The organism is Nonomuraea terrae (assembly GCF_004348995.1).
GTDB classification, from domain to species: Bacteria; Actinomycetota; Actinomycetes; order Streptosporangiales; family Streptosporangiaceae; genus Nonomuraea; species Nonomuraea terrae.
The window spans coordinates 42,361-54,544 of the sequence record NZ_SMKQ01000035.1 but is presented as its reverse complement, the minus strand read 5'-3'; the positions used below and the strand labels follow the sequence as shown (position 1 = coordinate 54,544).

Genomic DNA, 12,184 nt, shown 5'->3' with positions numbered 1-12,184 from the left:
CCGCCGGCGTGGGCGACGAGGTCGGCGCGGAGGGCGTCGAGGGCCTCCTGGGGGTCGTCGCGGGTGAGGAGCCCGGCGCGTTCGGTGAGGGGGTAGAAGTCGCCGGTCGCGTTCCTGGCCTCGATGACCCCGTCGGTGACGAACAGGATGCGGTCGCCGCTGTGGAACGGGACACGATGCGCCTTGGGCACACCCGGGCCGAACACGCGCAGTCCGAGCGGCAGGCCGGCCTCCGGCGGCTCGACCGTGCGCGGCTCGCCGCCGGCGAGGACGAGCAGCGGCGGCGGGTGGCCGAAGTTCACCAGCGTCAGCTCGTCGTCGCGGACCTCGGCGATGATCGCGGTGACGAACTGCTCGGGGCCCAGGTGGCGGGCCAGGCTGACCTCCAGCCGTTCCCCGATGTCGGCGAGGTCGGCCTGGTCGTAGGCGGCCTCGCGGAACGCGCCGAGCACCCAGGCCGCCGTCTCCACCGCGGCCAGGCCCTTGCCCTGCACGTCGCCGATCAGCAGGCGCACGCCGTGCGGCGTGGTGACGATCTCGTACAGGTCGCCGCCGATCTGGGCCTCGGCCGCCGCGGAGGTGTACGACAGCGCCACCCTCAGGTCGCCGGCCCTGCGGGGCACGGGCCGCAGCAGCACCCGCTGGGCGGCCTCGGCGACCTGCCGGACACTCGCCAGCTCGCGCTCCCGCCTCAGGCGCAGGCGGGCGGCCAGCATGCTCGCCGCGGTCACCCCGGCGATGCTGACGACCGTGAGGTTGTTCTCCCAGGTGAACAGCAGGCCGTTGTGCATCGCCATGGGCACGCAGATGGCCAGCGCCACCGCGCCCACCATCGCGGTGCGCCGTACGCCGCCCGACACCGACGCGAAGGCCGGGCCCAGCGTGAGCAGCGGCAGGAACACCAGGGACCGGCCGGCGAGCACATCGGTCAGGGCCACGCCGAACATCACGACGAAGGGCAGCCAGCGCAGGACCCGCAAAGACCTCATCCGACCCCCGAGCAGAAATCAACCGCCGTTGACGTACCAGCATCCCGCAGAGGAGGCGTCCGTCTCAAGCGGGGTCAACAGGGTAAACCTTCCGTCGGCGAGGCCGATAACGCGCAACATTTCCCGGCGAACGGCCGAAGGGCCGGACGGCGCTGTCGCGTTCCCCTGAGCCCGCCTGCACCCCGCCTCGGGTGGATAGATTCGAGCCGACAGAAGGGAGCCACGATGGCTGTCGCGCACACGGGCATGCGCCGATTACTGGCCGATTCCGGGGAACCTCGCGCATGGGTGTCGCCCAGAACAGACCTCGTCACAGCGCTGCTCGGGGTCTGGTTCGGCATCGGGTTGATGATCGACGCCTGGGCTCACACCAACCTGGCGGAGCTGGAGACGTTCTTCACGCCCTGGCACGCCGTGTTCTACTCAGGATTCGCCGTCGTCTCGGGGTGGATCCTCTGGCAGGCGTGGCGGGGCGTCCGCGCCGGGCGGCAGGGGCTGGCCGCCGTCCCGAAGGGTTACCTGGCCGGGCTGCTCGCCATCCCGGCGTTCGCCGCCTTCGGCTTCGTCGACATGATGTGGCACACGTTCCTCGGCATCGAGACCACCATCGACATCCTGTTCAGCCCCTCACATCTCGGGCTGATCGTGACGATGCTCCTCATCGTCACCACGCCGCTGCGCTCGGCGTGGAGCGCCCCCGACGTGGGCGAACGGCCGTCGCTGGGCCGCCTGCTGCCTGCGCTGATCGGGCTGGCGTTCGCCACCACGCTGGTGTCGCTCTTCCTCATGTACGGCGACGCCATGCAGTACCGCGCCGAGCGCGTCGTGGAGGCGTTCTCCCTGCTCGACGGGCCCGGCGCCGACCGGCTCGCCGCCGCGATGGTCCTCACCAACGTCGTCCTGCTCGCCCCCGTCCTGCTCCTGGTACGCCGCTGGAACCTGCCGTTCGGGTCGGTGACCCTCATGTACGCGATCGCCGTCCTCATGCCGGGCGCGCAGACGGAGTTCGAGAACCTGCCGATGCTGCTCGGGTTCGTGGCCGGCGGCGCGGTGAGCGACCTGCTGATCCGATGGCTGCGGCCGTCGGCGTCGCGGCGGGGGGAGTACTGGGCGTTCGCCGGGCTGTCGGCGTTCGCCACCTGGACGCTGTTCATCGGGGTCGCCTCGGCCACCGGCGGCGGCCTGCCCGCCGTGCCGGAGCTGTGGACCGGCGCGCCGATCATCGCCGGGCTGATCGGCCTCGCGCTCGGGGCGCTGTTCCTGCCGAACGCCGCCCCCGAGCGGGCATGATCCGACTCCTCTGCCTCGTCGCCGTGCTGCTGCTGGCGATGGCGGCCCCGGCCGCTGCGCACAACGTCACGGCCGGGGCCGACCTGCGCATCGCCCAGACGATCGCCGGCGCCGAGCTGACGGTGGTGATCAAGGGGACGTCCCGGGTGCCGGGGCCGCTGCGGATCGGGGTGGTCGCGTACGAACCGGTCACCCCGTTGCGGATCGGCCTGCGGGTCCGCTCGGTCGAGGACGGCCGTACGGTGACCGGCACGGCCGAGGCGGCGCCCCGCGACCCGCGCTACACGCAGCTCACGGTGACCAGGACGGGCCCGCACGAGCTGACGCTGCGCGCCGGCGACGAGGTCGCCGTCATCCCCTTCCGCGTCCTGGTCGAACGTGGCTCGGCGGGGGACTTCCTCATCTACGGCGGTCTGTTCCTCGCCGGGACGCTGCTGGTCGGCGGCGTGCTCACCGGCGGCCTCGCCCGCAGGGGCACGGCGATGCTGCTGGCCGGGGGCGCCGCGGCCGGGGTGACGGTGGCCGCCATGGTCGTCGTGTTCGAGCAAGCCCTGCCTGCGCCGCCGCCCGACGGGGCCGCGCCCACGGCCGCGACGCCCGTGGGCGGGCGGCCGTTCGCGCAGGGGAAGGTGGCCACGGTGCCGGACCGGCCGGCGGAGGGGGAGGAGTTCACCCTGCGGCTCGACCTCGTCGACGGCTCCACCGGGCGGCCCGTGGACGACCTCGCCGTCCACCACGAGGCCATCGCCCACGTGGTCGTCACCAGCGAGGACGGACGGTACTTCCGCCACGTCCACCCGCTGCGCACCGCGCCGGGACGGCTGGAGGTCCGGCTGCGCGCCGACCGCCCCGGCCGCTACTTCGCCCACGCGGAGGTCGAACGCCAGGACTCCGGCGGCCAGCTCCTCACCGGCGCCTTCACGGTGCACCCCGCCGGTGATCCGGCGGGCGAGAGCATCCAGGCGGCGGCCGCGGCGCCACGGCTGCGGCCGGCGGCCCCCGTCGCGGGGCGGCCGGCCACGATCGAGCTGGACGCGCCCGGCGACGTACGGCCCTGGCTCGGCATGACCGGCCATCTGCTCGTCCGCAGCCAGGACGGCGCGTTCATGGGGCACGTCCACGAGATGGGCACGCCCGGCTCCCCGCTGCGCTTCACCTTCAGCTTCCCCGAGCCGGGCCGCTACCTGGCCTGGGCCCAGTACGCGACCGCGGACCGCATCGTGACCGCGCCGTTCACCGTGGACGTCGCGGCGGCGGGGAGCGCCCGATGAAGCGGCTCGCGGTCGTGGCCGTGCTGGTGGCGGCCGCGGTGGCGCTGTTCGTGGCGGGCCGGAACGCGGCGGCGGAGCCGCTCCGCACGAGCACCACCGGAACGCGTTACGCCGCCACCGTGCTGATCGAGGAGCCCGTCACCGGCCGCGTCTCGATGGAGGTGGTGGTGGACTCGGGTGATGCCGACACCGTGGCCGTGTCGGCGGTCATGCCGGAGATGGGCCACTCCACGCCGGAAATCACCGCCCGCGAACAGCGGCCGGGCCGCTTCCTGGCCGAGGGAGAGCTGTTCTCGATGAGCGGCGTCTGGGACGTGTCACTCCGCCTCGACGGGCCCGCGGGCGAGGAACAGCTCATCGTCAAAGCCCTGATCAGCGACAGGTGACGGGGGGCTGGCAAGCTGGACGGCATGGCGTTCGGGGTGCGGGAGTTCGAGCTGGCGTTGATGCATCGTATGCGCGATCTCAACCCCGGCCGGGTCGAGGAGGCGCTGGAGGCCATGGGGGCGTCCCGGGGCGAGCTTCGGGCGGCGCACGCCCACTGGACGCGCACGGCCCACGCGTCGAGGGCGCCCAGAGGGGCGGCGGCGGTGCGCCGGGCGCTCGGGCCGGCGCCGTACCGGGGGAGCAGGACGGCGGGGAGCCTGCGCTGCCAGGTGCTGCGCTGGCCGCTGCCGTCCTGGCCGGGGCTGGAGTTCGAGGTGCTGCTCGGTCCCGGCGGGCAGCTGTGGAACCAGTGGTTCGTACGGCCCTCCGGCGCCGCCGCGCTGACCTTCGCCGAGCTCGTCCCGTGGGCGTGCGTGGTGGCCGACGTGGGGGCGAGCTTCCCCGGCGCCGTCCAAATGGACGGCCCCGCACCGCAACACTGGACGGTCGACTTCCCGTACGGCGGCACGGCCCACCGGGCCCGGTTCGTCCACGGCCTCCTGCAGCGCCTCGAACCGGGCCCGGGCGGACGCGGCTAGCGGCGCTGGCGGGGCACCGCCAGCAGCGCGTGGTACGCGGGCTTGGGCGCGAGGTTCTCGTCCATGACGCAGGCGGATCCCTCGCCCTCGAACCAGCCGGGCACCCACGAGTGCCGGTCGGTGTAGCCCCAGAGGGTCATCTCCTCGCACGCCCTGACGCTGACGCAGTCGGTGAGCGCCCGGCGGTAGTAGTCGGCCTGGGTGGCGAGCTTCTCGGGAGTCACCGGCAGCACCATGCGCACGTCCAGCTCGGTGATGGCGATCTCCAGGCCGAGGTCGGCGAAGCGGCGCATGACGTTGGCCCAGTCGCCGGGGTAGTCGTACTGGATGCCGAGGTGGCCCTGGAAGCCGACGCCGTGGATCGGCACGCCCTCGGCCTGCAGGTCCTTGACGATCGACAGCGTGGTCTCGATCTTGGGCTGGTTCCACTCCAGGTTGTAGTCGTTGATGAAGAGCTTGGCGCGCGGGTCGGCGCGGTGCGCCCAGCGGAAGGCGTCGGCGATGTAGCCGGGGCCGAGGTGGGTGAGCCAGATGCTCTGCCGCAGCGTGCCGTCCTCCTCCACGACCTCGTTGACCACGTCCCAGGCCCTGATCTTGCCCTTGTAGCGGCCGACCTGGGTGGTGATGTGGTCGCGCAGGATCGAGCGCAGCTCGGCGGCGCCGATGGAGCCGTCGGCGACGCCGGAGGTGAGCCAGGCGGGCAGCTGGTTGTGCCAGAGGAGGGTGTGCCCGCGGACCTGCTGGCGGTTGCGGCGCGCGTTCTCGACGACGGCGTCGGCGTCGGCCCAGGTGTACACGCCGCGCTGCGGCTCGACCGACTCCCACTTCATCGCGTTCTCGGCGGTGACGTGGTTGAACTCGCGGTTGAGGACCTTGCGGTAGTCGGCCTCGGCGCGCAGCGCGGCGACGTCGACGGCCGAACCGATCTTGATGCCGTGCCGCTGAGCCAGCTCCCGCAGGTCGCGGGGCTGACTCGGGTGGGCGTGGGCCGGTAAGGGGGCGGCGAGGATGAGGGCGAGGGCGATGAGCAGGGGCTTCACCGAGCTGACCTCCGGGGGGATGCCGGGGACGTTTCAGAAAGTTTCGGATATGTGACGATATTTTCACCGATCGCCGGAAACGTAAGCGCTGACGGGCGCTCCGTCAAGCGCCAGAAGTCCTGATAAGTCACTTGATTTAACAAGTTGGCCGACTTACGCTGCAGCTTCCAACGCCTCCCGCATCCGTCGGAAAGCGCCCGTTCGACCGTGCACGCTCGAGCAAAGGAGCCGCGATGGCAGAGGAATGGGACAAGATCGTCGATGTGCTGATCGCCGGCAGCGGCGCCGCGGCCATGAGCGCGGCCATCACGGCGGCCGACAGGAAGCTCGACGTGCTGCTCGTCGAGAGCACCGACAAGTGGGGCGGCACGACCGCCATCTCCGGCGGCGGCTTATGGATGCCGAACAACCCCCTCATGCGGCACGCCGGCGCGCACGACTCCCTGGAGGAGGCGCTGGCGTACATGGAGGACGTCATCGGCGACGTCGGCCCGGCCTCCTCGCGCGAACGCAAGCTGGCCTTCCTGAGGACGGCGCCGGAGGTCGTGCGGTTCCTGCACCGGCACGGCGTGCGCTGGGCCCGCTCGAAGGACTACCCCGACTACTACCCCGACCGGCCCGGCGGCAAGATCGGCCGGGCGATCGAGGTCAGGCCGTTCGACGCCAAGCTGCTCGGGCCGTGGGCCGAGCGTTCCCGTGCGCTGGACGGCCTGCCGGTGCCCGTCATGACCGACGACGTGTGGCAGCTCTCCCGCGCCTGGTCCAGCCCCGACGGCTTCGTCCGCGGCGCCCGCCTCGTCCTCCGCACGCTGGGCGGCGTGGCGACCGGCAAGCGCCTGCTCGGCTCCGGCGGCGCGCTGGCCTGTTCCCTCATGTACGTCGTCCGCAACCAGCAGACCCCCGTCTGGCTGTCGTCCCCCCTGACCGAGCTGATCATGGAGGACGGCCGCGTGACCGGCGCCGTCGTCTCCCGCGAGGGCCGCTCGCTCCGCGTACGCGCCAGGAACGGCGTCATCCTGGGCGCCGGCGGATTCGCGCACAACCCCGAGTGGCGGCAGAAGCACCACGGCGTCCCCGGCTGGTCCTCGGCCCCCGAAGGCGATCTCGGCACCGCGATCGAGCTGGGCGCGCGGGCCGGGGCGGCGCTGGCCCTGATGGACGACGCCTGGTGGGGCTCGGCCGTGATCGGCCCCGACGGTCACCCCAACTTCGTCCTGTGGGAACGCTCGATGCCGTTCTCGATCGTGGTGGACACGCAAGGGCGGCGCTTCACCAACGAGTCGGCGTCGTACATCGACTTCGGGCACGACCTGCTCGCCCTCGGCAAGCTGCCCGCCTGGCTGGTCACCGACGCCCGCCACGCCCGCCGCTACCTGTCGGCCGCGCTGCTGGCCGGTCGGCAGCGGTGGTACGACGCCGGCCTGCTGCTCAAGGCCGGCTCCCTCGGCGAGCTGGCCGCCGAGATGGAGGTCGCCCCGGCCGCGCTGCGGGCGACCGTCGAGCGGTTCAACGGGTTCGCCGGCACCGGCGTCGACGAGGACTTCGGCCGGGGCCGCACCGCGTACGACCGCTACTACGGCGACCCGCGCGTCAAACCCAACCCCAACCTCGGCCCCCTGGAGAAGGCCCCCTTCTACGCGATGCGCGTGCACCCCGGCGACCTCGGCACCAAGGGCGGCCTGCTCACCGACGAGCACGCCCGCGTGCTGCGCGAGGACGGCGCCCCCATCCCCGGCCTGTACGCCGCCGGCAACACCACCGCCTCGGTCATGGGCCGCACCTATCCGGGCCCGGGCTCGACCATCGGCCCCGCGGTGGTGTTCGGCCACCTGGCCGCCCTGCACGCCGCGGCAGGTCAGTCACCAGGCGTCATCGGGAGGTGAACGCGGCGGCGTGGACGCCGTTCTCCATGCCGGCGGAGACCGGACGCAGGCGCTTTCGCGCCGGTTGACGGCGTCTGAACCGGCTCTCAGTCGTGGAGCGAGCCGCCGCTGTCGATCGACCAGGTCCGCCCGTTGATCCACTCGGCGTTGCCGGACAGCACGAACGCGGCCGCGGCGGCCAGGTCGGACGGCTTGCCCAGACGGATGCTGCGGGTGCCGGCCAGCCCGGCGGCCTTGAAGCCGAACTCGGTTCACACCGCCGTGCCGCCGGCGGCGGTGATCCGCTTGGCGGTGGCCTCGGCGCCGGCGGCGTTGACGTCGCCGATCAGCACCCGGCTGCCCTCTTCGGCCAGCCGCTCGGCGGTCGCCGCGCCGATGCCGGTGGCGCCGCCGCAGACGACGATGCTCTGGTTCGCAAGGCCGCGCATTCAGGTGTCCGTTGTCGTCGAGGGGTCGTCGGGGAGTGCGGTGACGGGGGCGAGCCACAGACCGACCACGGCGTCGATGAGGCCGACGGCGGTCGCCTCCCAGGAGGTGCGCGTGGTGGGGCCGCCCTCGTGCAGGGCCTGCTCACGCTCGGCCAGCGTGTGCACGATCAGCACGCGGCTCATGTCGGAGCGCTCGCGGTGGACGTGGCCGGGCACGCCGGGCACCGCGCGGCCCAGGCCCTCCAGCGTGCCGCGCATGGCGGGCGTCGCGACCGTCTCGTCGATCACGATCTCGCGCAGGGCCGGCTCGGTCGTGACCTGGACCATGCAGCGGGCCCGCCAGCTCGGCACCCCCAGCGAGTCGAGGTGGCAGGTGAACGGCCGCACCAGGCAGGACACCCAGGCACGCAGGTCGGAGGAGCCGGCGACCTCGTCCAGCATCCGCACGCGCAGGTGCTCGATGGCGGCGGCGTGCCGGCGGACGATCTCGCGGACGAGGTCGGCCTTGGTGCCGAAGTGGTAGCCGACCGCGAAGTGGTTGCCCTGCCCGGCCGCCTCGCTGATCTGCCGGTTGGACACCGCGGCCACGCCGTTCTCGGCGAACAGCCGCTCGGCGGCGTCGAGGATCGCCGCCCGGGTCGTGCCGGCCCGCCCGCCTGACTCGCGGGCGCGGGCGACGTTCACCATGCGACCGGCACCGCCTGCAGGCCGCCGACCACGAGCCCCTCGCGGCGGGTCAGGGCCTCGGCGGGCTCGGCCAGGCGCAGCGTGGGCAGGCGGTCGAGCAGCACCTGGAGCACCGTCTGCAGCTCGGTGCGGGCCAGCGCCTGGCCGATGCAGGAGTGGGGGCCCGCGCCGAAGGCGACGTGCGTGTTGGGCCGCCGGTCGAGCACCATGGTGGCGGCGTCGGCGAACTGCCGCTCGTCGCGGTTGGCCGAGGCCATGCTGCACACGACCGTGGTCCCCGCGGGCAGCCGCTCGCCCCCGACCTCGACCTCCTCGCTGAGGTAACGCGGCATGCCGAAGCCCGGGTTGGCGTCGAAGCGCAGGCTCTCCTCCACCGCCGTGCGGATCAGCGCGCGGTCGGCCAGCAGCCGCTCCCAGCGCGTACGGTCGGCCAGCAGCATCGCCACCATCTTGCCGATCATGTTGGCGGTCGTCTCGTGCCCCGCGACCAGCAGTCCCTTCGCGGTGCCGATCATGAGCTGCTCGGTCAGCCGCCCGTCGAGCGAGCCCACGATGGAGATCAGCTCACTGATCAGGTCGTCGCCCGGCTCGGCCCGCTTGGCCTCGACGTGGGCCTTCAGGTAGCTCTCGAAGTCGGCCTGCGCCGCGTCGATCTCGTCCTGGGTGAATCTGGTCAGGCTCAGCATGGTGTCGGACCAGTACGCGAACTTGTCGCGGTCGGAGTCGGGCACGCCGAGCAGGTCGCAGATCACCCACACCGGCAGCGGGAAGCCGAGCGAGCTCACCAGGTCGGCGGGCGAGCCCTGCTTGACCATCTCGCCGACCAGGTGGCCGGTCATCGCCTCGATGCGCGGCTGCATGGCCGAGACCCGCTTGGCGGTGAACGTCCTGCCGATGAGCTGCCGCCACGCCTTGTGGTTGTCGCTGCTCATGCTCGACATGCCGCCGAACACGCCGCCGGACTCGTTCGCGGTCACCTGGGCGGCGTCGGGCGCGTCGAGGTCGCGGGTGAAGCGGGGGTCGGACAACACCTGCTTCACGTCGTCGTAGCGGGTCAGCAGCAGCGCCTGGTCGCCGCTCGGGAGCCGGATCGGCGCCACGGGACACCCCTCCCGCAACCGCGCCCACTCCTCGGGCGGCTCCAGCGCCGTGGGGTTGCTGAACGGATAATCCGGTACGTGCACATCGGCGTTGCTCACGATGCCTCCCACGATCGTGGACCAAAGGCCCATTCAAGCCGTCCCATCGTTTTAAGTCAATCGACTCAACTCAGTGCTGCCGACCCGGGCTACGGTGGAGGTGACGGAAGATCGCCCCAGGGAGACGTGTGAAGCCCCTGTCCCGCGCCGCCGACGGCCGTCCCGCCGCGCCCGTGCGCATGCTGCACCTCGGGCTGGGCGGGTTCTTCCGCGCCCACCAGGCCTGGTACACCGAGCACGCCCCGGACGCCGACCGCTGGGGCATCGCCGCCTTCACCGGCCGCAGCACCGGCATCGCCGAGCGGCTGACCGCCCAGGACGGCCTCTACACCCTCGTCACCCGCGGCCCGGACGCGGACGCGTACGAGGTGATCTGCTCCCTGTCGGCCGCGCACCCGGGCGGCGACCACGACGCCTGGCTGCGCCACTGGCGGCGGCCGGAGCCGGCCGTGGTCACGCTGACGATCACCGAGGCGGGCTACGCGCGCGCCGCCGGAGGCGGGCTCGACACCGGGCTGCCCGCCGTCCGCGCCGATCTCGCCGCCCTGCGCGCCGGCCCCGAGGCCCCGGTACGCACCGCGCCCGCCCGTCTGCTGGCCGGGCTGGCCGCGCGGCGCCGCGCCGGGGGAGGGCCGGTGGCGATCGTGTCGTGCGACAACCTGCCGGGCAACGGCGAGGTCACCGAGCGGGTGGTCGGCGAGCTGGCCGAGCTGGCTGGGCTGACCGGGTTGACCGGCGCCGCGTCGTACGTGACCGCGATGGTGGACCGGATCACGCCGTACCCGGCCGAGGAGGACGCCGCCGTGGTGGCCGCCGCGACCGGACGGGCCGACGGCGCGCCCGTGGTGGCCGAGCCGTACGCCGAGTGGATGTTGTGCGGGGAGTTCCCGGCGGGCCGGCCGCGCTGGGAGGAGGCGGGCGCCCGGTTCGTCACCGACGTCACCCCGTACGAGCGGCGCAAGCTGTGGCTGCTCAACGGCGGCCACTCGCTGCTGGCCTACGCCGGCTCCGTGCGCGGGCACACGACGGTCGCCGAGGCCGTCGCCGATCCCGCCTGCCGCGCCTGGCTGGCCGAGTGGTGGGCGGAGGCCACGCGCCACCTCGGCCTGCCCGGCCCCGACCTGGCCGCCTACCGGGCGGCGCTGCTGGAGCGGCTCGCCAACCCGCGCATCCGGCACACCCTCGCCAAGATCGCCGAGGACGGATCGCGGAAGGTGCCCGTCCGCGTCCTGCCGGTGCTGCGCGCCGAGCGGGCGGCGGGCCGGATGCCGGACGGGGCAGTCCGGGTCGTCGCGGCCTGGCTGCTGCACCTGCGCGGCGGCGGCGTGCCGGTGCGCGACGACGCGGCCCCCACCGCCGCCGGGCCTCTCGGGGAGGCCGCGCGCACGGTGCTCGGCTTCCTCGACCCGGCGCTGGCGGCCGACGCGGCGCTGACCGACGCGGTCACGCGGCAGGCCGAGCTCATCGCGAGACGGTGATGACGACGTTCCCCGTCTTCCGGCCGGTCTCGACGTAGCGATGGGCCGCCACGATGTCGTCGAGCGGGTAGAACCGGTCGATCACCGGCCGGAACTCGCCGGACGCCATGAGCTCCGCGAAATGCCGCGCCGTCGCCGCGTCGTTCCTCGGCAGCGGGAACCGCACCCGCCTGCCGCCCAGCAGCGGGCCGGCCAGCGCGAGGAAGGGGTTCTGCCACAGCGGCCCGAGGTCCGACGCGACGTAGACGCCGCGCGGTTTCAGCAGCCGCCGGCACCGGCCGTACGTGCTCTTGCCGACCGCGTCGATGACGGCGTCGTAGCGCCCGGCGTCCTTCGTGAAGTCCTCGGCCGTGTAGTCGATCACCCGCTCGGCCCCGAGGCCGCTCACCAGGCCGGCGTGCACCGGCTCGCAGACCGCGGTCACCCGGGCCCCGGCGATCCGGAGCAGCTGGACGGCCGCCGACCCGATGGCCCCGGTCGCGCCGTTGACCAGCACGTCGTGCCCGGCCCGGACGCCCGCGCCGCGGATGATCGACAGCGCGTAGTGGGCGCCCTCCAGGCCGGGGGCCACCTCGTCGTACGCCAGCCCGTCGGGGATGAGAGCGACCGTGCCGTGCTGGGAGATGGTCATGTACTCGGCGTGCGCGCCCCAGCCGACGTCGTTGTAGCCGAACACCCGGTCACCGGCCTTGAACGCCGTGACCTCCCGCCCGACGGCCGCCACCCGGCCCGCGAACTCGTTGCCGAGAACCGCGACCTTCGGGCGGACGAGCCCGGTGGACAACCGCCAGAAGAACGGTTTCGCCGCGCGTAACGCGCAGTCGGTGCGGTTGACCGTCGTCGCGTGCACGGCGACGAGCAGCTCACCGTCCTGGACCGCCGGTTCGGGCACTTCTGCGACGCGCACCACGTCCGGCGGTCCGTAGGCGGCGCGTACTGCGGCCTTCATGACCG

General features: G+C 73.2%; 12 protein-coding genes. 6 read left to right on the top strand and 6 right to left on the bottom strand.

What is annotated here, in order from left to right; translation table 11 throughout:
• Nucleotides 1–989, bottom strand: a 989-nt coding sequence (locus E1286_RS14920; protein WP_132612793.1) for a PP2C family protein-serine/threonine phosphatase, incomplete at its 3' end; no start/stop codon positions are given.
• A gap of 225 nt (nucleotides 990–1,214) precedes the next feature.
• Here E1286_RS14920 and E1286_RS14915 point away from each other — a divergent pair.
• Genes E1286_RS14915 through E1286_RS14900 form a run of 4 tightly spaced genes read left to right on the top strand, consistent with a single transcriptional unit; the run spans nucleotide 1,215 to nucleotide 4,515 of the window.
• Entirely contained in the window at nucleotides 1,215–2,279 is a 1,065-nt protein-coding gene (locus tag E1286_RS14915; protein ID WP_246074866.1) for a hypothetical protein, read from the top strand.
• Nucleotides 2,276–3,550, top strand: a complete 1,275-nt coding sequence (locus tag E1286_RS14910; protein ID WP_132612791.1) for a hypothetical protein — start codon at nucleotides 2,276–2,278, stop codon at nucleotides 3,548–3,550. Before E1286_RS14915 ends, E1286_RS14910 begins: the two co-directional genes overlap by 4 nt.
• Nucleotides 3,547–3,936 carry a hypothetical protein gene (locus E1286_RS14905; RefSeq protein WP_132612789.1) on the top strand — a complete coding sequence of 130 codons (390 nt, stop codon included), beginning with the start codon at nucleotides 3,547–3,549 and terminating at the stop codon, nucleotides 3,934–3,936. The genes E1286_RS14910 and E1286_RS14905 overlap by 4 nt, the downstream gene beginning before the upstream one ends.
• Nucleotides 3,937–3,960: 24 nt before the next feature.
• On the top strand, nucleotides 3,961–4,515 hold the full coding sequence (locus E1286_RS14900; RefSeq protein WP_132612787.1) for a hypothetical protein: 555 nt from the start codon (nucleotides 3,961–3,963) through the stop codon (nucleotides 4,513–4,515).
• Here E1286_RS14900 and E1286_RS14895 read toward each other — a convergent pair.
• A complete protein-coding gene (locus tag E1286_RS14895) occupies nucleotides 4,512–5,555 on the bottom strand; it encodes an endo-1,4-beta-xylanase (RefSeq protein WP_223189962.1) in 1,044 nt (347 codons plus the stop codon). The genes E1286_RS14900 and E1286_RS14895 overlap by 4 nt on opposite strands.
• A gap of 233 nt (nucleotides 5,556–5,788) precedes the next feature.
• Between E1286_RS14895 and E1286_RS14890 the strand changes: the two genes are divergently transcribed.
• Nucleotides 5,789–7,438, top strand: coding sequence for an FAD-binding protein (locus E1286_RS14890; RefSeq protein WP_132612783.1), 1,650 nt, complete (start codon nucleotides 5,789–5,791; stop codon nucleotides 7,436–7,438).
• 251 nt (nucleotides 7,439–7,689) lie between these two features.
• Here E1286_RS14890 and E1286_RS14885 read toward each other — a convergent pair whose 3' ends face one another.
• Genes E1286_RS14885 through E1286_RS14875 form a run of 3 tightly spaced genes read right to left on the bottom strand, consistent with a single transcriptional unit; the run spans nucleotide 7,690 to nucleotide 9,785 of the window.
• Entirely contained in the window at nucleotides 7,690–7,866 is a 177-nt protein-coding gene (locus E1286_RS14885; protein WP_132612780.1) for an SDR family NAD(P)-dependent oxidoreductase, read from the bottom strand.
• Complete coding sequence (locus E1286_RS14880) at nucleotides 7,867–8,553, bottom strand: TetR/AcrR family transcriptional regulator (protein ID WP_132612778.1); 687 nt, start codon at nucleotides 8,551–8,553, stop codon at nucleotides 7,867–7,869. It abuts the gene before it with no gap.
• Nucleotides 8,547–9,785: a cytochrome P450 gene (locus E1286_RS14875; RefSeq protein ID WP_132612776.1), complete on the bottom strand. Its 1,239-nt coding sequence runs from the start codon at nucleotides 9,783–9,785 to the stop codon at nucleotides 8,547–8,549. The genes E1286_RS14880 and E1286_RS14875 overlap by 7 nt, the downstream gene beginning before the upstream one ends.
• A gap of 95 nt (nucleotides 9,786–9,880) precedes the next feature.
• Between E1286_RS14875 and E1286_RS14870 the strand changes: the two genes are divergently transcribed.
• A complete protein-coding gene (locus E1286_RS14870) occupies nucleotides 9,881–11,230 on the top strand; it encodes a mannitol dehydrogenase family protein (RefSeq protein WP_246074864.1) in 1,350 nt (449 codons plus the stop codon).
• Here the strand turns inward: E1286_RS14870 and E1286_RS14865 are convergent.
• Nucleotides 11,214–12,179, bottom strand: coding sequence for an NAD(P)-dependent alcohol dehydrogenase (locus E1286_RS14865; RefSeq protein ID WP_132612774.1), 966 nt, complete (start codon nucleotides 12,177–12,179; stop codon nucleotides 11,214–11,216). The genes E1286_RS14870 and E1286_RS14865 overlap by 17 nt on opposite strands.
• Between the last annotated feature and the right edge of the window lie 5 nt (nucleotides 12,180–12,184).

Coding starts and splice junctions, on each gene's coding strand:
- E1286_RS14915 (WP_246074866.1), top strand. CDS start 1,215: ATGGCTGTCGCGCACACGGGCATGCGCCGATTACTGGCCGATTCCGGG.
- E1286_RS14910 (WP_132612791.1), top strand. CDS start 2,276: ATGATCCGACTCCTCTGCCTCGTCGCCGTGCTGCTGCTGGCGATGGCG.
- E1286_RS14905 (WP_132612789.1), top strand. CDS start 3,547: ATGAAGCGGCTCGCGGTCGTGGCCGTGCTGGTGGCGGCCGCGGTGGCG.
- E1286_RS14900 (WP_132612787.1), top strand. CDS start 3,961: ATGGCGTTCGGGGTGCGGGAGTTCGAGCTGGCGTTGATGCATCGTATG.
- E1286_RS14890 (WP_132612783.1), top strand. CDS start 5,789: ATGGCAGAGGAATGGGACAAGATCGTCGATGTGCTGATCGCCGGCAGC.
- E1286_RS14885 (WP_132612780.1), bottom strand. CDS start 7,866: ATGCGCGGCCTTGCGAACCAGAGCATCGTCGTCTGCGGCGGCGCCACC.
- E1286_RS14880 (WP_132612778.1), bottom strand. CDS start 8,553: ATGGTGAACGTCGCCCGCGCCCGCGAGTCAGGCGGGCGGGCCGGCACG.
- E1286_RS14875 (WP_132612776.1), bottom strand. CDS start 9,785: ATGGGCCTTTGGTCCACGATCGTGGGAGGCATCGTGAGCAACGCCGAT.
- E1286_RS14865 (WP_132612774.1), bottom strand. CDS start 12,179: ATGAAGGCCGCAGTACGCGCCGCCTACGGACCGCCGGACGTGGTGCGC.